The sequence below is a fragment of the Paracidovorax cattleyae genome, assembly GCF_900104515.1.
Lineage (GTDB): Bacteria > Pseudomonadota > Gammaproteobacteria > Burkholderiales > Burkholderiaceae_C > Paracidovorax > Paracidovorax cattleyae.
Window position 1 is genome coordinate 69,680 of record NZ_FNJL01000011.1, and the last position, 20,193, is coordinate 89,872.

The 20,193-nt window shown below is 69.4% G+C and carries 20 protein-coding genes; 2 read left to right on the plus strand and 18 right to left on the minus strand.

Going from position 1 to position 20,193, the window contains the following annotated elements:
• Nucleotides 1-29 precede the first annotated feature (29 nt).
• Genes BLR05_RS10995 through hemN form a run of 4 tightly spaced genes read right to left on the minus strand, consistent with a single transcriptional unit; the run spans nucleotide 30 to nucleotide 5,702 of the window.
• Nucleotides 30-2,099: a putative bifunctional diguanylate cyclase/phosphodiesterase gene (locus tag BLR05_RS10995; RefSeq protein ID WP_092834524.1), complete on the minus strand. Its 2,070-nt coding sequence runs from the start codon at nucleotides 2,097-2,099 to the stop codon at nucleotides 30-32.
• Nucleotides 2,096-3,451 carry a cyclic di-GMP phosphodiesterase gene (locus tag BLR05_RS11000; RefSeq protein ID WP_092834525.1) on the minus strand — a complete coding sequence of 452 codons (1,356 nt, stop codon included), beginning with the start codon at nucleotides 3,449-3,451 and terminating at the stop codon, nucleotides 2,096-2,098. Before BLR05_RS11000 ends, BLR05_RS10995 begins: the two co-directional genes overlap by 4 nt.
• 51 nt (nucleotides 3,452-3,502) lie before the next feature.
• A complete protein-coding gene (locus tag BLR05_RS11005) occupies nucleotides 3,503-4,288 on the minus strand; it encodes a sulfite exporter TauE/SafE family protein (RefSeq protein ID WP_092834526.1) in 786 nt (261 codons plus the stop codon).
• A 31-nt stretch (nucleotides 4,289-4,319) separates the two neighbouring features.
• Nucleotides 4,320-5,702 carry an oxygen-independent coproporphyrinogen III oxidase gene (gene hemN, locus BLR05_RS11010; protein WP_092834527.1) on the minus strand — a complete coding sequence of 461 codons (1,383 nt, stop codon included), beginning with the start codon at nucleotides 5,700-5,702 and terminating at the stop codon, nucleotides 4,320-4,322.
• Nucleotides 5,703-5,919: 217 nt separating this feature from the next.
• Between hemN and fnr the strand changes: the two genes are divergently transcribed.
• A complete protein-coding gene (fnr, locus tag BLR05_RS11015) occupies nucleotides 5,920-6,639 on the plus strand; it encodes a fumarate/nitrate reduction transcriptional regulator Fnr (RefSeq protein ID WP_092834528.1) in 720 nt (239 codons plus the stop codon).
• A gap of 159 nt (nucleotides 6,640-6,798) precedes the next feature.
• Here the strand turns inward: fnr and BLR05_RS11020 are convergent, their stop codons facing one another.
• The 9 genes from BLR05_RS11020 to BLR05_RS11060 form a co-directional block, all read right to left on the minus strand.
• Complete coding sequence (locus tag BLR05_RS11020; RefSeq protein WP_092834606.1) at nucleotides 6,799-7,086, minus strand: hypothetical protein; 288 nt, start codon at nucleotides 7,084-7,086, stop codon at nucleotides 6,799-6,801.
• An 85-nt stretch (nucleotides 7,087-7,171) separates the two neighbouring features.
• On the minus strand, nucleotides 7,172-7,456 hold the full coding sequence (locus BLR05_RS11025; RefSeq protein WP_092834529.1) for a FixH family protein: 285 nt from the start codon (nucleotides 7,454-7,456) through the stop codon (nucleotides 7,172-7,174).
• A gap of 91 nt (nucleotides 7,457-7,547) precedes the next feature.
• The gene (gene ccoG, locus BLR05_RS11030) at nucleotides 7,548-8,996 is read right to left on the minus strand and encodes a cytochrome c oxidase accessory protein CcoG (protein ID WP_092834530.1); all 1,449 of its coding nucleotides are present in this window, start codon (nucleotides 8,994-8,996) and stop codon (nucleotides 7,548-7,550) included.
• 117 nt (nucleotides 8,997-9,113) lie between these two features.
• Entirely contained in the window at nucleotides 9,114-10,049 is a 936-nt protein-coding gene (gene ccoP / locus BLR05_RS11035; RefSeq protein ID WP_092834531.1) for a cytochrome-c oxidase, cbb3-type subunit III, read from the minus strand.
• Nucleotides 10,042-10,221, minus strand: coding sequence for a CcoQ/FixQ family Cbb3-type cytochrome c oxidase assembly chaperone (locus tag BLR05_RS11040; protein WP_013594007.1), 180 nt, complete (start codon nucleotides 10,219-10,221; stop codon nucleotides 10,042-10,044). Before BLR05_RS11040 ends, ccoP begins: the two co-directional genes overlap by 8 nt.
• Before the next feature lie 12 nt (nucleotides 10,222-10,233).
• Nucleotides 10,234-10,863 carry a cytochrome-c oxidase, cbb3-type subunit II gene (gene ccoO, locus BLR05_RS11045; protein WP_011794661.1) on the minus strand — a complete coding sequence of 210 codons (630 nt, stop codon included), beginning with the start codon at nucleotides 10,861-10,863 and terminating at the stop codon, nucleotides 10,234-10,236.
• A gap of 18 nt (nucleotides 10,864-10,881) precedes the next feature.
• A complete protein-coding gene (gene ccoN / locus BLR05_RS11050; RefSeq protein ID WP_092834532.1) occupies nucleotides 10,882-12,321 on the minus strand; it encodes a cytochrome-c oxidase, cbb3-type subunit I in 1,440 nt (479 codons plus the stop codon).
• Between the two features lie 65 nt (nucleotides 12,322-12,386).
• A complete protein-coding gene (gene ccoS, locus BLR05_RS11055) occupies nucleotides 12,387-12,524 on the minus strand; it encodes a cbb3-type cytochrome oxidase assembly protein CcoS (protein WP_092834533.1) in 138 nt (45 codons plus the stop codon).
• Nucleotides 12,524-14,983 (minus strand): heavy metal translocating P-type ATPase, encoded by a 2,460-nt coding sequence (locus BLR05_RS11060; protein ID WP_092834534.1) that lies wholly within the window; start codon nucleotides 14,981-14,983, stop codon nucleotides 12,524-12,526. The genes ccoS and BLR05_RS11060 overlap by 1 nt, the downstream gene beginning before the upstream one ends.
• Before the next feature lie 137 nt (nucleotides 14,984-15,120).
• On the opposite strand from BLR05_RS11060, the gene BLR05_RS11065 reads away from it, so the two are divergent.
• The gene (locus BLR05_RS11065) at nucleotides 15,121-15,567 is read left to right on the plus strand and encodes a universal stress protein (RefSeq protein ID WP_092834535.1); all 447 of its coding nucleotides are present in this window, start codon (nucleotides 15,121-15,123) and stop codon (nucleotides 15,565-15,567) included.
• Between the two features lie 22 nt (nucleotides 15,568-15,589).
• Here BLR05_RS11065 and BLR05_RS11070 read toward each other — a convergent pair whose 3' ends face one another.
• From BLR05_RS11070 to BLR05_RS11090, 5 genes are all read right to left on the minus strand, one after another.
• Nucleotides 15,590-16,291 (minus strand): ABC transporter ATP-binding protein, encoded by a 702-nt coding sequence (locus BLR05_RS11070; RefSeq protein WP_167361240.1) that lies wholly within the window; start codon nucleotides 16,289-16,291, stop codon nucleotides 15,590-15,592.
• A gap of 11 nt (nucleotides 16,292-16,302) precedes the next feature.
• A complete protein-coding gene (locus BLR05_RS11075; protein ID WP_092834537.1) occupies nucleotides 16,303-17,064 on the minus strand; it encodes an ABC transporter ATP-binding protein in 762 nt (253 codons plus the stop codon).
• Complete coding sequence (locus BLR05_RS11080; RefSeq protein WP_092834538.1) at nucleotides 17,061-17,942, minus strand: branched-chain amino acid ABC transporter permease; 882 nt, start codon at nucleotides 17,940-17,942, stop codon at nucleotides 17,061-17,063. Before BLR05_RS11080 ends, BLR05_RS11075 begins: the two co-directional genes overlap by 4 nt.
• Before the next feature lie 19 nt (nucleotides 17,943-17,961).
• Nucleotides 17,962-18,837, minus strand: coding sequence for a branched-chain amino acid ABC transporter permease (locus BLR05_RS11085; protein WP_092834539.1), 876 nt, complete (start codon nucleotides 18,835-18,837; stop codon nucleotides 17,962-17,964).
• 109 nt (nucleotides 18,838-18,946) lie between these two features.
• On the minus strand, nucleotides 18,947-20,167 hold the full coding sequence (locus BLR05_RS11090; RefSeq protein ID WP_092834540.1) for an ABC transporter substrate-binding protein: 1,221 nt from the start codon (nucleotides 20,165-20,167) through the stop codon (nucleotides 18,947-18,949).
• Nucleotides 20,168-20,193: the final 26 nt, after the last annotated feature.

The window sequence follows — 20,193 nt, forward strand, 5'->3', positions numbered from 1 at the left end:
CCTCGCAAAGGCGGTTCGCCGGTGCGGGCTCATGCGGGGTGGCAGCCGCCCCCGGCATCCCGCGAGACCATGGCGCGGAAATCCTCCGCGGGCAGTCCCGGCGCCACCAGGAAGCCCTGGAAGTAGTGGCACTGCATGGCCTGCAGCGCCTCGCGCTGCTGCGGTGTCTCGACGCCTTCCGCCACCACCTGGATGCGCAGCGCCCGGCCGATGTGCACGATCGCCTCGATGATCGCCCGGTCGCTTTCGTCGTCCGGCAGCCCGCGCACGAACGACTGGTCGATCTTGAGCTTGTGGATGCGGAGCTTCTTGAGATAGGCCAGGCTCGAATAGCCGGTGCCGAAATCGTCGATCGACAGGCCCACGCCCAGCTCGGCCAGCGCCGCGAGGCGCTGCGCCATTTCCTGGGCGTCCTGCAGCAGGATGGTCTCGGTCAGCTCCAGTTCCAGCAGCGACGCCGGCAACCGGTGGCTGCGCAGCAACCCCACCAGTCGCTCCACGAAGCCGGGCTGCCGGAATTCCAGCGCGGACACGTTCACCGCCACCACCAGGGGCGTGCCGGCGCGCATCCATTCGGCGGCCTCGCGGATCGCCTGCTCCAGCACCCAGGCGCCCAGGGTCACGATGTAGCCCGACTCCTCCGCCAGCGGAATGAACACGCCCGGCGACACCGCACCCAGGCCGGGATCGTTCCAGCGCAGCAGCGCCTCGGCGCCGATCACCCGGCCCGAGGCCATCGCCACCTGCGGCTGGTAGTGGACGGCGAAATGGCCGCGGTCCAGCGCCTGGCGCATCGCATGCTCCAGCTGCATGCGCGAAAGCATGTCGGCATTCATCTGCGGCTGATAGAACCCGTAGCTGCCCCGGCCGCGTTCCTTGACCCGGTACATGGCGGTGTCCGCCTGCTTGATGAGGTCGTCCAGCGTCTCCCCGTCCCGCGGGTGCAGCGCGATGCCGATGCTGCACTGGATGGAAAAACCCATGCCGTCGAGGATGAAGGGCTGGCGCATCTCCTCCAGGATGCGGCGCGCCACGGCCTCGGCCACGGCCTCGTCGCCGGCATCCAGGTGGATGACGAACTCGTCGCCGCCGAGCCGGCACAGCATGTCGCTCTGCCGCAGGCAGCCCTGCAGGCGCTGCGCCACGAGCTGCAGCACCCGGTCGCCGAAGAGATGCCCCAGCGAATCGTTGATGATCTTGAAGCGGTCGAGATCGATGAACAGGATGGCGAAGCCGCCGCCCTGCGCGCGCGCGGTTTCCAGCGCCGAGGCGACGCAGCGCGACAGCAGCAGGCGGTTGGGCAGGCCCGTGAGCACGTCGCTGTATGCCAGCTGCTCGATGCGCTTCTGCGCGGCATGCTGCAGGGTGAGGTCACGAAAGGAATACACGCGGCCCATGGGCCGCCCCTGGCTCATCTGCGGCACCGAGCGACGCTCGATCACGGTGCCCGTGCGCAGGTGCAGGATGTCCAGGGTTTCCTCTTCCGGGAACTGCGCGATGCCCAGCAGCCGCGCGCGGTAGGCGTCGGCGTCCGTGACCTGGGCGGCCATGTGCGCCTCCACGGCCGCGTCGTCGCGCTGTACGAGCAGGTCGTCCGGCATGTTCCACAGCCAGGCCAGGCGCTGGTTGAAGGCCCGCACCCGCCCTCCCATGTCGCAGACCAGCATGCCGTCGGCGGCGGAGTCGAGCGTGGCGCGCAGCTCCGAGAGCAGCCGCTCCAGCTCGCCCTGGATGGATGCCTGCTCGCTGCGGTCCAGCATGCCCAGCACCAGCAGGGGCATGCCCTGCGGCGACTCGACGGCGGCGACGCGGCGGTCCACCGGAACGAGGGACCCGTCGGCGCGCAGCATGCTCGAATGGGAATGGATGCCCGCCCGCAGCCCGGCCAGCTCCTGCGACCAGAACGCGAGATCCTCAGGCGTGCAGGCCAGCAGGTGCACAGGCCGGCCTTCCATGGCCTCCTGCGGCAGGCCGGCCAGATCGGCCGCCGCCCGGTTGCACAGCACCACGTTCAGCGACTGGGCATCGACCAGCCAGAGCGCTTCGCGCAGGCCCGCGAACATCGACCGCCACGCGACATCGACGCCCGGGCGGCTCACTGCGGCACCTCGTCCGCGCCGGGGATCAGCGCCCGCTCGAAGAAATAGCAGATGCGCTTGCGGGGCGACAGGTAATCGAGTGCATCGCGCGGCAACTGCGCGGCCCGCAGGCTGCGGCGGATGCCCAGGTCCGGCGAGCGCTCCAGGTCGAGCACCAGCGCCTCGTCGCGCGGCACGCGGCCGTCGTGCACGATGACCTGCGGCCGCAGCGGCCGGGCCGAATCCACCGCCACCACGATGGCGTAGCGCTCGTTGGTGAGCTGCACGATCGACCCTGCGGGATACACCCCCATCAGCCGGATGAAGCATTGCAGCACCTGGGCGTCGAAACGGGACTTGTGCTGCGCGAACAGGACGGACAGGGCCTCGTGCGGCGTCAGCGGGGCCGCGCCGCGCAGCGGATTGCACAGACGGTCATAGTGGTTCACCAGCGCCAGCACCTGGCCCGCCCGCCCCAGATCGCTGCCCTGCAGGCCGAGCGGAAAGCCGCTGCCGTCGGCCCGCTCGTGGTGCTGGGCGATGGCCGAGACCACCGTCCGGCCCAGTCCCATGCGCTGGGCCAGCACCACGGATTCGCCCACGTGGGCCTCGTACAGTGCCTGGTCGGCCGGGCCCAGTTCCGCACTGGGCTGGGCGACGTGCGGCGGCAGCGATATCTTGCCGAGGTCGTGCAGCAGCGCCGCGATGCCCAGGTCGCCGAGGCCTTCGCCGCGCATCCCCAGCGACTTGCCCAGCAGCAGGGAGAGCACCGCCACATTGACGGAATGCAGCGCGGCGCGCGTACCGGCACGCTCGGACAGCAGGCGGACCGCCGAATCGCCATGGGCCATGAGTTCGTCCACGCAGCCGCGGATCAGGGACTCCGTGGCCATGCGCGCCTCGGCCGGATCCTGCTCCACGTGCAGGGCCAGGCGCTCGTACACCCGCGTGGCCCGCGCGAACTGCTCGTCGCAGCGGGCCAGGGAGCGGCGCTGGGCCTCCAGGCGTGCGTGGAGGGCGCCCGCCGGCTCCGCGCCCGCGGTGCCGGAGCCGGGTTCTGACACCGGAGCCGGCTCCGCCGGGCCTGCGGCCCCCTGCGGCGCGGACGCCGGCGCCTGCATCGCCTCGCGCACCGCGGCATCGCTGCGGGCCGGCACCCAGCGCACCTGCTCCAGTCCCAGGGACTGCAGGGTGGCGATCTGGTCGCCCGACGCGATGCGGAAGCTGCTCACCGGGAAGGGATGGTTCATCCATCCCAGTTCCAGCTGGATGTACATGCCGACGCGCAGCCGGGCGACGTCGATGAGGAGGGAGGAGTTCACGGGGAGGTTACGAAAGGAGAGAGGCGCGTAGCGCCTCTCATTCGAAACCATTATCACCAGTTCGTGAGCAGCTGTTTCCGAGTCCGCGAGAAATGTACCGCTTCAGCGACACCAGGGCTCCAGCGCGTGGCGCCCCACGTCCATCCAGAGCGCCCAGGCCGCCACAGCCGCCAGCAGCAGCCCGGCGAACCGCGTTCCCCAGGTGGCGCGCGCCGCGTCCACCCGGGAGCGGAGCCGGCGCCAGGCCCAGGCACCTCCCAGCAGCCAGAGCGCGCCGCCCGCACCGAACGCGGCCATCGCGGCGGCGCCCTGCGCCGGGCTGCCGGCCAGGGCCGCCACGAGCAGGGCCGAATACAGCAGCCCGCACGGCATCAGCGCCCACGCCAGCCCGGCCACGGCCAGCCCGCCTGGAGCGCGCACGCCGGGGCCGACACGCGACCAGACCGCGCGGCCGGCGCGCTCTACCCAGAGCGGCTGGCGCGCCTGCAGGGCCATCAGGATGCCCCAGGCCAGCATGCCCACGTGCAGCAGCGTCCATGCCGGCCGCAGGGCCGCGGACTGCTGGGTGAGCCAGGCCAGGCGGTCCATGGCCAGCGCCGCGGCGGCCCCGGTCAGCCCGTACCCGGCCATCCGGGCGAGGTGGAAAACCGCGGTGCGTGCCGTGCCGCCGCCGCGGAGCAGGCCGGCCGCCGCCGGCCCCGCGCAGGCCGCAGACGCGCCCGCCGCGGCGGGCACGGAGCCGTACCGGCGCAGCGGCCCCTGCGCAGGCGCGCCGGCACCGGGAGAACCGCCGATGATCGCGGCGCAGGGAGCCGCGCACATCGCCAGGCAGTGCGGGCCGCCTGCCAGCCCCATGGCGAAGGCCGTCCAGATCAGTGCGTCGGGCATCGCGGCTCCTGCGGGAAGAAGACGACGGCCGTCAGATGATCCGGGAGAACCGCGCGCGGTTGCGGTCCGCCTGAAGGTACCGGTCGAACACCATGGCCACGCCGCGCACGAAGAACCAGCCCATCTCCGTCACGGTGATGCCATCCTCCCCCACCGTGACGAGCCCGTCGCCGGCCATGCCTTCGAGCACTTCGAGCTCCGCCGCGAAATACCGCCGGAAATCGATCAGCCACGACTGCTCCATCGGCTCGAACAGCACCTCGCCCTGGCACATGAGGGCCATGATGACGGAGCGGCGCACGAGGTCATCCCGGGTGAGCGCGAGGCCGCGCACCACCGGCAGCCGGCCCTGGTTGATGAGGTCGTAATATTCGTCCAGGGTCTTGGCGTTCTGGCTGTACGTGGCTCCGATGCGGCCGATGGCGGACACGCCCAGCGCGATCAGGTCGCAGTCGGGCTGGGTGCTGTAGCCCTGGAAGTTGCGGTGCAGCCGGCCCTGGCGCTTGGCCACGGCCAGCGCATCGCCGGGCAGCGCGAAGTGGTCCATGCCCACGTACACGTAGCCTGCCTCCTGGAAGGCATTGAGCGACTGCGCGAGCATGGACACCTTGGCCGAGGCCATCGGCAGCTCTGCGGAGACAATGCGGCGCTGCGGCTTGAAGCGCTCCGGCAGGTGGGCGTAGGCATAGAGCGCGATGCGGTCGGGCCGCAGTTCGCAGACCTGGGCCAGCGTGCGGTCGAACGACTCGGGTGTCTGCCGCGGCAGACCGTAGATCAGGTCCACGTTGACGGACTCGAAGCCGATCCGGCGGGCCTCCTGCACGAGCGCGAACACCTGCTCGGCCGGCTGCACGCGGTGCACCGCCTTTTGCACGGCCGGGTCGAAATCCTGCACGCCGAAGCTCAGCCGGTTGAAGCCCAGTTCCGCCAGCCGCGCGAGCCGCCCGGCATCCACGGTGCGCGGATCGACCTCGATGGAGTACTCGCCCCCGGGCACGAGCGTGAAGCTGCGGCGCAGCATGTTCATCAGCTCCTGCAGCGCATCGTCGCCCAGGAAGGTGGGGCTGCCACCGCCGATGTGCAGCTGGCTCACGGCGTGGCCGGGTGCGCAGTGCGCCATGTGCAGGTCGATCTCGCGGCTGAGGTAGCGCAGATACACGTCGGCGCGCTCGGGGTGGCGCGTGATGATCTTGTTGCACGCGCAGTAGTAGCACAGCGATTCGCAGAACGGGATGTGCACATACAGCGAAAGGGGCACGGACTTGGCGGCCGAGCCGAGGCGGCGCTGCTGCAGCGCCAGCACGTACTCGTCCGCGCCGAAGGCTTCCACGAACCGGTCCGCGGTCGGGTACGAGGTATAGCGGGGGCCCGGCACGTCGAAGCGGCGCAGAAGCTCGGGAGTCACAGCGTTCATGGTGCGGAATTCCTTATCGATTCACAATGTGCCCCATGTCCCGCGCCCGTGTCCTTGACGCCGGTCAAGCATTTGGACGCGCAGCGCTGCGACAATTGACGCATCACAGCCGCCCGCCACATTCTTGCTGCACGCCTGCGCTCCTGCCACGCGTTCGCACCGTGGCCGGCCTGCACGCACAGAGAAACAGCAACACAGAAGGGAAGGCTGCTCGTCCATGAATCCGCACACCATCAAGGTCGCCTGCTCGAACTGCAACCTGCGCGAACTCTGCATGCCGCTGGGCCTGAGCGAGCAGCAGCTGCAGCGCATCGATGACATCGTCGCCACGCGCCGCAAGGTCAAGCGTGGCGGCACGCTGTTCCGCAACGGCGAGGCGTTCACGTCGCTCTTCGCCATCCGCACGGGCTTCTTCAAGACCTGCGTGGCCACCGAGGACGGGCGCGACCAGGTGACGGGCTTCCAGATGGCCGGCGAGATCATCGGGCTCGACGGCATCGTCAGCGACCACCACACCTGCGACGCCGTCGCGCTGGAGGATGCCGAGGTGTGCGTGATGCCCTTCGAACGCATCGAGGAGCTGTCGCGCGAGGTCACGGCGCTGCAGCACCACGTCCACAAGATCATGAGCCGCGAGATCGTGCGCGAGCACGGCGTGATGCTGCTGCTGGGCAGCATGCGAGCGGAGGAGCGCCTCGCGGCGTTCCTGCTCAACCTCGTGCAGCGCCTGCATGCGCGGGGCTTCTCGCAGTCCGAACTGGTGCTGCGCATGACCCGCGAGGAGATCGGCAGCTACCTGGGCCTCAAGCTGGAGACCGTGAGCCGCACCTTCTCCAAGTTCGTCGAGGAAGGCATCGTCGAGGTCAAGCAGCGGCACGTGCGCATCGTCGAGCCGGATGCGCTCAAGCGGATCGTCAATAGCCAGGCTTGTAACTAGACCATCCCCCTGAGCGGCTGGCGCCGCTTCCCCCTTCTCTCGCATCGCTGCGCGACGCGGGAAGGGGGACGACGCCGGTGGCCCGGCGAAGCCGGTTCCACGGCGTCTGCTGGCTTAGCCTGCTCCGCGGCCTTCTGATCAGTGAGGCCGTGCGCTCTCTCACTGCATGAACTTGCCGCACTCCATCGGGCGCTCGCCCGCTGGCACGGGGCAGCGGTTGAGCTCGAAGGGCGACATGGACAACAGCGTGGTGAGGGCGCTGGAGAGCATGCACAGCGCCCAGAACACGAAGAACGCCACCGTATAGACGCCCTCGCGCGAGAGGGCGAGGGGTTGGTCGGACCAGTGCAGGGCAGCGGGGTCCACGAAGGCGAATACCACCATCTCGATCAGGCCGGCCACCAGGAAGGCGGGCCAGGCGATCCACATCCAGCGTCGGGTTCTCATCGCGATCTCCTCCTTTGCAGTCATCGGTGTCGAAAACGAACGGAACACGTCGGGCTCCGGAGTCCGCCCGGCAGGGCCCTGGAGATCAGCGCGGCTGGTCCCCGGCCGGCGTGGCCGCGTGGTTGCGCGCCTTCATCGCCGGCTCCATGGCGGAGGCACGTGCGCGTTCGCGCTCCAGCGTGCGGTTGATCTCGATGCCCTGGCGGTAGTAGTCTTCCGCCACCACCGGATCGGGCTGCCGCACGGCGAGCCATGCGGTTGCCGTGCCGGCCACCACCACGATCGCAGGCCCGGCGATCACCATCCACACGTGGCCGAACTTCCACCAGGGTTGGGCCGCCACGGCGGCCGACGTCGTTTTTTGCGCCATCCCGAACTCCTTCCTTCGTCACCACGGCCCCATCACACCACAGGGTTGCAGGGGCCTGCCATACTGAATAACACCAACCGCCCTCGCCGCTTCAGCGCGGCACGAGGAAGATGGATTTCTCTTTCACGTGGGCCTTCGTCTCGAGGGCTTCGATCTCGAAAGCCACCGGATGCGATCCCGGCGCGGCCGAGCCGTACGGGATCTGCAGGCGCACCGCCACCCAGCGCGACTGCGCCGCGCCGATGTCCACCTCGGCCTCCGACGCGACGGCCAGCCCTTCCAGGCCGGACGCCGCAATGCGATAGCGCTGCGGCGCCTCGGTGGCGTTCATGATCTGCAGGCTGTACACGTTCTCCAGCCGGCCGCCCGCCACGATGCGCGACAGCGCCGCGCGGTCGCGCACCACGTCCACCTTGAGCGGCGTGCGCAGCGCCAGGCTCGCCAGCATGCCGACGCACAGCGCCACCAGCACGGCCGTGTAGATCAGCACGCGCGGCCGCAGCACGCGGCGCAGCATCTGCGACTGCGTCCAGCGGTTCGCCACGCCGTTCTGCGTGGAGTAGCGGATCAACCCGCGCGGGTACTTCATCTTGTCCATCACGGTGTTGCACGCATCCACGCAAAGGCCGCAGCCGATGCATTCGTACTGCAGGCCGTTGCGGATGTCGATGCCCACCGGGCAGACCTGCACGCACAGCGTGCAATCGATGCAGTCGCCCAGGCCCCTGGCGCGGTGGTCCACCGACTTGTTGCGAGGACCGCGAGGCTCGCCGCGCGCCTCGTCGTACGTGACGACGAGCGTGTCCTTGTCGAACATCGCGCTCTGGAAGCGTGCATAGGGGCACATGTACTTGCAGACCTGCTCGCGCAGGAAGCCGGCGTTGCCGTAGGTCGCGAAGCCGTAGAAGGCCACCCAGAAAAGCTGCCAGGAGCCTTGCAGCGCCATCAGCTCGGTGCCCAGCTCGCGGATGGGCACGAAGTAGCCCACGAAGGTGAACCCCGTCCAGGCCGACACCGCGATCCAGAGGAATTGCTTGAGGCCCTTCTTGCGGAGCTTCTCGAAAGTCCAGGGCCCGTTGTCCAGCCGCAGGCGCGCACTCCGGTCGCCCTCGACCTTGTGCTCGATCCACATGAACATCTCGGTATAGACGGTCTGCGGGCAGGAGAAACCGCACCAGAGCCGCCCGGCCACCGCGGTGAACAGGAAGAGCGACAGCGCCGAGATGATGAGCAGGCCCGTCAGGTAGATGAAGTCCTGCGGGTAGAGCACCAGGCCGAAGAGGTAGAAGCGCCGCGCGCCGAGGTCGAACAGCACCATCTGCCTCTCGCCCCACTGCAGCCACGGCAGCCCGTAGAACACCAGCTGCGTGAAAGCGACCATGGCCCACCGCCAGCGTGCGAACACGCCGACGATGGACCTCGGGTAGATCTTCTTCTGGGCTTCGTAGAGGGAGACGACTTCGGCCTGTGCCGATCCGCCGTCCGCCGGAACGGGGGCGATCGGAATGACCTTGCGCGGCTGTCCGTCAGGGGGCTTCATGTGGGTTCTGCTTTGCTCGGTGGGCCGGCTGTCTCGTGTCGTGGGAGCAGGCGTTGCGCTTGGGGACCGCAAGGGGCGGCGCGCCGGCCGGCGGCGCCCCGGATATGGTCCCGAGGTTCAGTTCGCCGGGGCCGCCGCGGCGGTGTTCGCGCCCGGCTTGTTGGACAGGCCCCAGACGTAGGCGGTCAGCACGCCGATCTGCGCATCGGTGAGCTTGCCGGCCTGGGCGGGCATCTGGTTCACCTTGCCGTTGTTGATCATGGCGGTGATGGCGCCCTCGCCCCAGCCGTGCAGCCAGATGTCATCGGTGAGGTTGGGCGCGCCCAGCGCGGTGTTGCCCTTGCCGTCCATGCCATGGCAGGCCGCGCACACCGTGAACTTGGACTTGCCCAGCGAAGCGCGCAGCGAATCGTGCGGACTGCCCGACAGGCTCAGCACGTAGTGCGCGAGGTTGCGCACGTCCTCGGCCGAGCCGACGGCCGCCGCCATGGGGGGCATGGTGCCGATGCGGCCCTTCTCGATCGTCTCACGGATGTTGGCGGGCGCGCCGCCGTGCAGCCAGTCGTTGTCGGCCAGGTTCGGGAAGCCCTTGCTGCCGCGCGCATCGGAGCCGTGGCACTGCGCGCAGTTGTTCATGAACAGGCGCTCGCCGATGGCCATGGCCTCGGGGCTGGCGGCGGCCTGCTCGGTGCTCATCGCGGCGAAGCGCGCATAGAGCGGCTCCAGCTCGGCGCGGGCCTTGGCCATTTCGTTCTCGTACTCGCCGCGCTGCGACCAGCCCAGATGGCCGCTGAAGCGGCCCAGGCCCGGATAGGCGGCCAAGTAGCCCAGGCCGAACACGATGGTGATGACGAACAGCCACATCCACCAGCGCGGCATCGGGTTGTCCATCTCGGTGAGGTCGCCGTCCCAGACGTGGCCCGTGGTGTTGTCGGCGCGCGGCTCGACCTTCTTGCGCGCGGTGATCCACAGCAGGATGAGACAGCCGGCGATGCCGCCGAGGGTCAGTGCGACGACGTACACCGACCAGAAATTGTGGGTGAAGTCACTCATGGTTCTTCTCGTTCTCGAAAGAATTCAGTGGAGCGTCCGGCTCGGTGAACGGCAGTTGCGCCGCCTCCTCGAACCGGGACCGGTTGCCGCGGGAGAACGTCCAGGCCAGGATTCCGAGGAACAGGGCGAACGAGATCAGCGTCGCGGCGATGCGGACGGTGGTGATGTCCATGGCGTCCTCCCCTTACTTGAGCGCGCGGCCCATGACCTGCAGGTAGGCCACCAGCACATCCAGTTCGGTCTTGCCCTTGACCTCCTCGGCCGCGCCGGCGATCTGCTCGTCGGTGTAGGGCACGCCCACGGTGCGCAGCGCCTTCATGCGGGGCGCGGCGACGGACGGGTCCACCGCGGTCTTCTCCAGCCACGGGTAGGCCGGCATGTTGGACTCCGGCACCACGTCGCGCGGGTTGTTCAGGTGGATGCGGTGCCACTCGTCGCTGTACTTGCCGCCCACGCGGTGCAGGTCGGGGCCCGTGCGCTTGCTGCCCCACTGGAACGGGTGGTCATAGACGAACTCGCCGGCCACGGAGTAGTGGCCATAGCGCAGCGTCTCGGCGCGGAACGGGCGGATCATCTGCGAGTGGCAGTTGTAGCAGCCCTCGCGCAGGTAGATGTCGCGGCCCAGCAGCTGCGTGGCCGTGTAGGGCTGCACGCCGTTGACCGGCTCGGTGGTGGACTTCTGGAAGAACAGCGGCACGATCTCCGCCAGGCCGCCGATGGCCACCACCAGCACGATCAGCACGATCATGAGGAAGTTGTTGGTCTCGATCTTCTCGTGGGAGAAGCCGGCTTTTGTCGTTGTGTTGTCGGACATGGAAAGCGCTCCTGGGGTTCAGGCGTGGGCAGGCGCCACGGCCGGGATCTGCACCTTGACCGAGCGGCCGGCCATGGCGGTCTTCCATACGTTCCAGGCCATCACCACCATGCCCGCGAGGTACAGCAGGCCGCCGGCGAAGCGGATGACGTAGAAGGGATAGGTGGCCTTGACACCCTCGACGAAGGTGTAGGTGAGCGTGCCGTCGGCATTCACCGCGCGCCACATCAGGCCCTGCATCACGCCGGCGATCCACATGGCGGCGATGTAGAGCACGATGCCGATGGTGGCCATCCAGAAGTGCAGCTCGATCGCCTTGATGGAGTGCATCTTCTCGCGGCCGAACAGGCGCGGCACGAGGTAGTAGAGCGAGCCCATCGTGATCAGGCCCACCCAGCCGAGGGCGCCGGCGTGCACGTGGCCCACGGTCCAGTCGGTGTAGTGGCTCAGGGCGTTCACCGTCTTGATGGACATCATCGGGCCCTCGAACGTGGCCATGCCGTAGAACGACAGCGACACGATCAGGAAGCGCAGGATGGGGTCGTCGCGCAGCTTGTGCCAGGCGCCCGAGAGGGTCATGATCCCGTTGATCATCCCGCCCCAGCTGGGCGCCAGCAGGATCAGCGAGAACACCATGCCCACGGACTGCGTCCAGTCGGGCAGCGCGGTGTAGTGCAGGTGGTGGGGGCCCGCCCACATGTACGTGAAGATCAGGGCCCAGAAGTGCACGATGGACAGGCGGTAGCTGTACACCGGGCGGCCGGCCTGCTTCGGGATGAAGTAGTACATCATTCCCAGGAAGCCGGCCGTAAGGAAGAAGCCCACGGCATTGTGGCCGTACCACCACTGCACCATCGCGTCCTGCACGCCCGCGTAGGCGGAGTAGCTCTTCATCCAGCCGGCGGGCACTTCGGCGCTGTTGACCACGTGCAGCAGGGCCACCGCGAGGATGAAGCCGCCGAAGAACCAGTTGGCCACGTAGATGTGCTTCACGCGGCGCTTGCCCACGGTGCCGAAGAACACGATGGCATACGACACCCACACCAGCGTGATCAGGATGTCGATCGGCCACTCGAGCTCGGCGTATTCCTTGCCCGTGGTGTAGCCCAGCGGCAGGCTGATGGCCGCGGCCACGATCACTGCCTGCCAGCCCCAGAACGTGAAGGAGGCGAGCCGGCCCGCGAACAGGCGCACCTGCCCCGTGCGCTGCACCACGTAGTAGCTGGTGGCGAACAGCGCGCAGCCGCCGAACGCGAAAATCACGGCATTGGTGTGCAGCGGACGCAGGCGGCCATAGCTGAGCCACGGAATGCCGAAGTTGAGTTCGGGCCAGGCGAGCTGCGCGGCGATCACCACGCCCACCAGCATGCCGACCACCCCCCACACCACCGCCATGATTGAAAACTGCCGCACGACCGTGTCGTTGTAGTGCGCGGCATTCGAGACAGAAGAATCCATCGGGCACCTCTTTTGGTTTGCTTACAAATTCTGACGAGGGGGGCCCCGGGACCGTTTGACCAGCGTCAATCGTCCCGAAGAATGCGTTCGCCTTCCTGTTCGACGTTGTCGAATTGCCCCCGGTCGATGGCCCACCAGAGCCCGACCAGGATCAGCAGCACGAGCGCGACCGACAGCGGAATCAGCAGGTACAGAATGTCCATCACGCGGCTCCCTGCGCCAGGGGCGCGGCGGTGGGCGGCAGGGCTGCGTCCGCGCCCACGGCGGCCGTACCGGCATCGCCGCCCGCGCCCCGCGCGAGGCGCGCCGCGTTCGCCACCACCAGCAGCGAACTGAGTGCCATGCCCAACCCTGCGAGCCAGGCCGGCATCCAGCCGGCGACGGCCAGCGGCACGCACAGCGCGTTGTAGGCCGCGGCCCAGGCCAGGTTCTGCCGCACCACGCGCAACGTGCGCCGCGCGAGCCGCACGCTGCGCTCCACCAGGGCGAGCTGGTCGCCCATCACCACGAAGTCCGAACGCGACCGCGCGAGCGGCACGGCCCGGCCGAAGGCGAACGACACATGCGCGCCCGCGAGCACCGGCCCGTCGTTGAGTCCGTCACCCACCATCGCCACATGCCTGCCGGCGGCCTGCAGCGCGCGCATGCGGTCGAGCTTGTCCTGCGGGGAGCAATCGCCGCGCGCGACATCGATACCCGCGCTGGCGGCCACGCGCGCCACCGCGTCGGCGCGGTCGCCGGACAGCAGCTCGACCGACAGGCCGGCCTCGCGCAGGCGGGCAACGACACCGGCCGCGTCGGGCCGCAGGTCCTCCCGCCATTCGAAACACGCGACCTCCGCTGGCCACGCGGCCGGAGGCGCACCGGCGGATGCCGCCCCCTCCACCGGGGAGTCGGCCAGGGAATCGACCTGCAAAGGCTCCGCGCTCAGGGCCACCCGCTGTGTGGCGGCTGCACCGGCACCAGCGGCCCGGCCCAGGCGCAGCACGGCAGGCGCCCGCAGGCCCTGCAGGTCATCCACCCGGGCGGCCAGGCCCTGCCCCGCCACCTCACGCATGTCGCTCAGGCGCCAGCGCGCACCGGCGCGCTCTCCCGGCGGCCCGGCGGCCTCCACCAGCGCGCGGGAGAGCGGGTGCAGCGAGTGCCGCGCCAGCGCCGCCGCCAGGGCCAGCGCATCCGCCTGCGTGAAGCCCTGCGCCGGATGCACGCCCGCGATCCGGATGCCGTCCTGCGTGAGCGTGCCGGTCTTGTCGAACACGATCGTGTCCACGGCCGCCAGCGCCTCCAGGCCCTGCAGGTTGCGCACCAGCACGCCCTGCCGCGCGAGCGCACCCGCCGCCGTGAGCATGGCCACCGGCGTGGCGAGCGAGAGCGCGCACGGGCAGGTCACGATGAGCACCGCCACCGCGACCATGAGTGCATGTTCCGGGTCGGCCTTCCACCACCACGCCGCCGCCAGGCCCGCGGCCACCAGCACGCCGGCCAGGAACGGCCGTGCGATGCGGTCGGCCAGCTGCGCCAGGCGCGGCTTCTGCGCCGAAGCGGCCTCCATCAGCGCGACGATCTCGGCGAAGCGCGTGTCGCCACCGACGCGCTCCACGCGCACTTCCACGGGCGCGCGCAGGTTGTAGCTGCCGGCCGTCACGGCCGCGCCTTCCGCGCGCGGCAGCGGGGTCGATTCCCCCGTGAGCAGGGCTTCGTCCACCTGCGTGCTGCCGCGCTCGATGCGGCCATCGGCAGGGAAGGCCTCGCCCGGCAGGATGCGGACCACGTCGTCCACCGCGAGCCGGCGCACGGCCACGCGCGCGAACGCGTTATCGGCGCCGCGCCGCTCCACGCTGTCGGGCAGGCGGTTCATCACTGCCTCCAGCGCGCCCGCCGTGCGGTCGCGCAGCCGCATCTCCAGCCAGCGGCCGGTGAGCAGAAAGAACACGAACATGGTCAGCGAGTCGTAATAGACCTCGCGGCCGAAAGCGCCGGCCGGGTCGAAGGTGCCCGCCGTGCTCACCACGAAGGTGATGCCCATGCCCAGCGCCACCGGCAGGTCCATGCTCACGCGGCGCAGGCGCAGGTCGCGCAGCGCGCTGGAGAAGAACGGCCCGCACGAGAAGATCATCATCGGCAGCGTGATGACCCAGGAGGCCCAGCGCAGCAGCCGCTCCATCTCGGCTGTGAGGTCTCCCGGCTGCGCCACGTACGCAGGCCATGCGTACATCATCACCTGCATCATGCAGAAGCCCGCCACCAGCCAGCGCCACAGGGCCTTGCGGCCCTCGCGCCGGCGCTGTTCCCGGGCGAGCGCGTCCATCGCCGGCAAGGCGGGATAGCCGGCGCGCGCCACCGCGGCCATCCATCGCGACGGGCGTACGCGCCGGGCATCCCACACCACCCGCGCGCGGTGCGTGGCCGCGCTCACCTCGGCCTGCAGCACGCCGGGCACGCCACGCAACGCATCCTCCACCGTGAGCGCGCAGGCCGCGCAATGCATGCCTCCGAGCACCACGTGCGACTCCCACAGTCCTTCGGTGGTATGCCCGGGCTCCGCCGCGTCGGTAGCCTGCGTGCGCACCGGCCGCCCGAAGGCGGGCCACTCCTGCGGATCGTCGAGCAGCTCGGCAGCGGAATCGGCGGCGTCCACCGGCACGGAAGAATCGGACATCATGGACCCGGAGGCTAGGCTCCATGGCACCGGTCCGCGTTGACGCATGTCAAGACACGGGCAACCACTTCGCCCTACTCTGCAGATACGCCGAGGCCGTGCCGGCCCCGGCGTCTCCCATCCTTTCCAGGAGAACAACGATGTCCTACCGCCGCATCCTCGTCGCCACCGACGGCTCCGACCTGTCCGCCAAGGCCGTCGAGCACGGGCTGTCCCTGGCCCGGCTCTCGGGCGGCCGCGTGGTCGCGCTCAAGGTCGTGCCGCGCTACCCGCGCAGCTACTTCGAGGGCGGCTCGCCGGTGGATGCCGCCGAGGCGCGGCGCATCGAGAGCCAGTGGGCCACCAACGCCCAGGCGCTGGTGGACGGCATCCGGCAGCTGGGCGATGCCCAGGGGGTGAAGGTCAAGCCCGTGGTGACCAAGTCGGACCTCGTCGCCGAGGCGATCATCGCCGCGGCCACCAAGCACGATTGCGACCTCATCGTGATGGCCTCGCACGGCCGCAAGGGCATCAAGCGCCTGCTGCTGGGCAGCGAGACGCAGCACGTGCTCACGCACTCCAGGGTGCCGGTGCTCGTGCTGCGCTGAGGCAGGCCGCGGGGCCGGCGGCTCAGTGGCTGCCCAGGTACAGCTGCGCCATGCGCTGGTCTTCCAGCAGCCCCTGCGCAGGCCCGTGCAGCACGCAGCGCCCCTGGTCCAGGATGTAGCCCTGCTGGCTGATGGCCAGCGCCTGGCGGGCGCGCTGCTCCACCATCAGCACCGACACGCCCGCCGCCGGCAGGCGCCGTACCATGTCGAACACCTTGCCGACCAGCGAGGGCGCCAGCGCGGCCGTGGGCTCGTCCAGCACCATGATGCGCGGCGACGGCATCAGCGCGCGCGCGAACGCCAGCTGCTGGCGCTCGCCGCCCGAGAGGTTGCTGGCCGGCTGCGGCAGGCGCTCCACCAGCGCGGGAAAGTCCGCCAGCACTTCCTCCATGCGCTGCTTCAGGTGCTTCACGCCACGCACCACCTGCAGGTTCTCGCGCACGGTGAGCGAGGGGAACACGTTCGCCACCTGGGGCACGTAGGCCAGTCCCGCGTCGAAGCGGTCCTCGGCCGACAGCCCGGCGATGTCGCGCCCTTCCAGGTGAATGGAGCCCGCCACGCGCGGCAGCAGTCCCAGCAGCGCCTTCACCAGCGTGGACTTGCCGGCGCCGTTGGTGCCGGCGATGGTCACGATCTGCCCCGGCGCCACGGCCAGGTCGATGCCGTGGAGGATGTCCACCTCGGAATAGCCGCCGCGCAGCTGTGCGATCTGCAGCAGATTCATGGCTGCGCCGTTCATACCACCCCTCCCATGTAGGCTTCCTGCACCCGTGGGTCGTCCAGCACGGTGTGCGGGTCGCCTTCGGCCAGGATGCGGCCCCGGTCCATCACGATCATGCGGTGCGACAGCGCCTTGAGTGCCTGCAGATGGTGCTCGATGACGATGAAGGCGATGCCGCGGCCCTGCAGTTCGCGCACGCGCTCGCAAATCTCGTCGATCAGCACCGGGTTCACGCCCGCGAAGGGCTCGTCCAGCAGGATGCAGCGCGGGTCCAGCATGAGCACGCGGCCCAGCTCCACCAGCTTCTTCTGCCCGCCCGACAGCCCTCCGGCGGGCACGTCGCGCACGCGCGCCAGGTTCAGGAACTGCAGGATGCCGTCGGCCTTGGCTGCCAGCTGCGCCTCGTGCTCGCGCAGGCCGCGCGTCTGGAAGAACGCGTTCAGCAGCCGCTCGCCCTGCGGATTGGCGGCGGCGGCCATGAGGTTCTCATGCACCGTCAGGCTCCTGAACTCGCGCGGGATCTGGAAAGTGCGCACCAGCCCCAGGCGGGCGCGGCGGTGCGGCGGCAGGCGGGTAATGTCCTGCCCCGCGAATGCGATGCGCCCGGCATCGGCCGGCTGCTGCCCCGCGATGGCGGCGAACAGCGTGCTCTTGCCGGCGCCGTTGGTGCCGGCAATGCCCAGGATCTCCCGCTCGGCCAGGCGCAGCGACACGTGGTCCACCGCCTTGAAGCCACCGAACAGCCGCGTCACGGCCTCCACTTGCAGCATGCTCATTTCCCCTTGCCTCCAAACAGGCCATGGGGCCGGTAGAGCGTCACCAGGATCAGCGCGAGGCCCACGGCCGCCAGGCGCAGGCTGGCCATGCCGACCTCCGACACGCCCGGCACCCAGTCCTTGGCGAAGCGCGACCCCTCCAGGAACACCATCAGCAGCAGCGAGCCGAACATGGCGCCGCGCACCGTGCCCGAGCCGCCCATGACCAGCCCCATCCAGACGTAGAAGGTGATGAGCGGAATGAACTGCTCGGGCGTGATGAAGGTGATGAAATGCGCATAGAACGCGCCCGCCACGCCGGCCAGCGCCGCGCCCAGCATGAACACCTGCACCTTGAAGCGCGCCGGGTCCTTGCCGAGGGCGGAGAGCGCGGCCTCGTCGTCGCCGATGGCTTTCAGCAGCCGGCCGAAGGGGCTGCGCGCGAGGCGCACCGTGCCCCAGCACACCAGGCCCACGATCGCGGCCAGCACCGCGAAGATGGCCATGTCGGACGCCCCGGGCCCCCAGGCCGCGAACAGCTTGGGCAGGCCCGGCAGGCCCTGCACGCCGTTCGTGAGCCAGCTCTCCTGCTGGATCGTGATGCGCACCGCCTCGGAAAAGCCGAGCGTGACGATGGCGAGGTAATCGTCGCGCAGCCTGAGCGACAGCAGTCCGATCGGCAAGGCCAGCAGCCCCGACAGCAGGCCGGCAGCAGCGAAGCACGCCGGCAGCGGCAGTCCATGCAGCGACAGCAGGCCCGAGGTATAGGCACCGACGGCGAAGAACGCCACTACGCCGAAGTTGACCAGGCGCGTCAGCCCGAACTGCAGGTTCAGGCCCAGCGCCAGCAGGCAATAGATGAGGGCCACGATGCCGATGGCACAGAGATAGGCAACCATGTCTTTCTTCGCTCCCTTGTCAGCGCACCAGTTGCACGCGGCCCATGATTCCGGCAGGCCGCAGCAGCAGCACCAGCGCCAGCACCACGAACGACAGCACGAGCTTGTACGACGGCCCCAGCAGCGGCACCGACAGCTCCTGCACCACGCACAGCACCAGCGCGCCCAGCACGGCGCCCACCGGGCTGCCGATGCCGCCGAGCACCATGGCGGCGAACGCGGGAATCAGGCTCTCCCAGCCCATCTCGGGCGTGACGATGGCCTTCATGCCCAGCAGCACGCCGCCGATGGACGAGAGCGCGCCCACCAGCAGCCAGAGGCTGAGCATCAGCCCGCCGGCACGGATGCCGCTGGCACGCGCCAGGTCGGCGCTGTCTGCCACGGCGCGCAGCTGGCGGCCGAAACTGGTGCGGTAGATGAGTACGAACACCACCGCCAGGCAGGCAGCGGCGATGGCCGCGATCAGCAGGTCGGCGGGCAGCAGGCGGATGCCGCCGAAGTTCCAGGCGCGCACGAGCGGCAGCTCGAAGGTGCGCTGGTCGTGCCCCGCGAAGAACGAGATCAGGCTGCGCAACAGGAAGCCCAGGCCGATGGCCGCGAGCATGGAGGCCACCATGGGCCGCCCGGCCAGCTTGCGGAAGATGAGCTGGTAAGAGCCGGCCGAGACCACCGCCGTCACCGCCACGCTGGCGATGGCCGCCAGCCACAGCGGCACGCCGCCCAGCAGTTGCACGGCCACGGCGGCATAGGCACCGGTGGTCATCAGGTCGCCCGTGGCGGCATTGGGAAAGCGGTTGACGCCCATCACCAGGGTCATGGCCAGCGCTGGCAGGGCCACCACCAGGCCCTCGATCAATCCATTGATCAACAGGTTCGTGAAATCGATCCAGGTCATTGCGTCATCTCGTGCATCGCCCCTGGCGGAGCCCGGGGCCGCCCGCCACTGCGATTCGCCAAAACCAGGGAAGCGGCGCGGCACCGGGCCGCCCGCTGCCCGCCATCCGTCACATCGTGATGGACACCACGTCGCGCCGCACCAGCTGGCCCTTCTCGATCACGTACACGCCGAAGTCCGGCGTCGCATCGCCGTACTTGTCGAAGTCGAGCTTGCTGGAGGCGCCCTCGTAATTCACCTTGGCCTTCTTCGCGAGCTGCGCCTTGCCTTCCGCGAAGGTATAGACGGCGGTGCCCGGTGCGTTGGAGACATCGCGGATCTTCGCGTTGACCTGCTCCACCGTGGCCCTGGCGCCCGCGGCCTCCATCGCCAGTGCCAGCGAGATCACCATGTCGTAGGCCATGGCGGCGTAGATGTTGGTGGCGGCGGACTTTCCCGTGGCCTTGGCGTAGGCCGCGTCGAAATGCGCGAACGCGGTGCTCTTCTCGTTGGAGACCGTGTCCACCGAGATGATGCCCTCGCATACCTCGGCGCCCAGGGCCTTCACCAGATCGGGGTTGGCGGCCCAGCCGGGGATGATCCACTTGTTTTCCGCACCGGACTGGAACCACTCGCGCAGGATGATGGTGGTGTCGGGCAGGTACGAGCCCATCACGATCACGTCGGGCCTGGCCGCCAGGATCTTCTGCAGTTCGCTGCGGTAGCTGGGACGGCTGGGCTCGTAGGTGACGTGGGCCACCACCTTGCCGCCGCGCTTTTCCCAGACCTTGGTGAAGCCTTCCACGTTGCCCAGGCCCGAGGCGTTGTTGAACGCCATGGTGGCGGGCCGCTTGAAGCCGCGCTTGGCGCAGATCTCGGCGAAGGCCGCGCCGAAGCGGTCGTTGGTCGCCTGGAAGCGCCAGACGAGGTCCTTGGTGTCGAGCGTGGAAATGGCCGGTGCGCCGGACACGTTCATCTCGATGATGCCGGCCGCATCGGTCAGCGGCAGCACCGCCAGCGACACGCCCGAGGCCCAGGTCCCCAGCACCGCCTGCACCTTGTTCACCTCGATGAGCTTCTTGGCCGCCAGCACGGCGGCATCGGGCTTGGTCTGCGAATCTTCGGTGAACAGTTCCAGCTTGCGCCCGCCCGCGCCGCCTGCGGCATTCACTTCATCGACGGCCAGCCGGATGGCCTGCTGCATGCCCGGGCCGTAGGGGCTGCCCGCGCCCGTGATCGGCGTGAGCGACCCGATGCGGAACACCTCGCCCTGCTGGCTGAAGCCGATGGAGGGAAGGCATTGCAGGGCGGCCGCGGCGCCGCCGAGCTTCACGAAGTTTCTACGTTGCATGGTGGTCTCCGGTCGGGGGGAAAAGG

Bases quoted from the DNA above. Each gene is read 5' to 3' on its own strand.
- ccoN (WP_092834532.1), bottom strand. From the start codon at position 12,321: ATGGATTCTTCTGTCTCGAATGCCGCGCACTACAACGACACGGTCGTG.
- BLR05_RS11075 (WP_092834537.1), bottom strand. From the start codon at position 17,064: ATGAGCATGCTGCAAGTGGAGGCCGTGACGCGGCTGTTCGGTGGCTTC.
- BLR05_RS11065 (WP_092834535.1), top strand. From the start codon at position 15,121: ATGTCCTACCGCCGCATCCTCGTCGCCACCGACGGCTCCGACCTGTCC.
- ccoO (WP_011794661.1), bottom strand. From the start codon at position 10,863: ATGTCCGACAACACAACGACAAAAGCCGGCTTCTCCCACGAGAAGATC.
- BLR05_RS11040 (WP_013594007.1), bottom strand. From the start codon at position 10,221: ATGGACATCACCACCGTCCGCATCGCCGCGACGCTGATCTCGTTCGCC.
- BLR05_RS11000 (WP_092834525.1), bottom strand. From the start codon at position 3,451: ATGGTTTCGAATGAGAGGCGCTACGCGCCTCTCTCCTTTCGTAACCTC.
- BLR05_RS11025 (WP_092834529.1), bottom strand. From the start codon at position 7,456: ATGGCGCAAAAAACGACGTCGGCCGCCGTGGCGGCCCAACCCTGGTGG.
- BLR05_RS11060 (WP_092834534.1), bottom strand. From the start codon at position 14,983: ATGATGTCCGATTCTTCCGTGCCGGTGGACGCCGCCGATTCCGCTGCC.
- BLR05_RS11070 (WP_167361240.1), bottom strand. From the start codon at position 16,291: ATGAATCTGCTGCAGATCGCACAGCTGCGCGGCGGCTATTCCGAGGTG.
- BLR05_RS11085 (WP_092834539.1), bottom strand. From the start codon at position 18,837: ATGACCTGGATCGATTTCACGAACCTGTTGATCAATGGATTGATCGAG.
- BLR05_RS11020 (WP_092834606.1), bottom strand. From the start codon at position 7,086: ATGAGAACCCGACGCTGGATGTGGATCGCCTGGCCCGCCTTCCTGGTG.
- ccoS (WP_092834533.1), bottom strand. From the start codon at position 12,524: ATGGACATTCTGTACCTGCTGATTCCGCTGTCGGTCGCGCTCGTGCTG.
- BLR05_RS11005 (WP_092834526.1), bottom strand. From the start codon at position 4,288: ATGCCCGACGCACTGATCTGGACGGCCTTCGCCATGGGGCTGGCAGGC.
- ccoP (WP_092834531.1), bottom strand. From the start codon at position 10,049: ATGAGTGACTTCACCCACAATTTCTGGTCGGTGTACGTCGTCGCACTG.
- BLR05_RS11090 (WP_092834540.1), bottom strand. From the start codon at position 20,167: ATGCAACGTAGAAACTTCGTGAAGCTCGGCGGCGCCGCGGCCGCCCTG.
- ccoG (WP_092834530.1), bottom strand. From the start codon at position 8,996: ATGAAGCCCCCTGACGGACAGCCGCGCAAGGTCATTCCGATCGCCCCC.
- hemN (WP_092834527.1), bottom strand. From the start codon at position 5,702: ATGAACGCTGTGACTCCCGAGCTTCTGCGCCGCTTCGACGTGCCGGGC.
- BLR05_RS11080 (WP_092834538.1), bottom strand. From the start codon at position 17,942: ATGGTTGCCTATCTCTGTGCCATCGGCATCGTGGCCCTCATCTATTGC.
- fnr (WP_092834528.1), top strand. From the start codon at position 5,920: ATGAATCCGCACACCATCAAGGTCGCCTGCTCGAACTGCAACCTGCGC.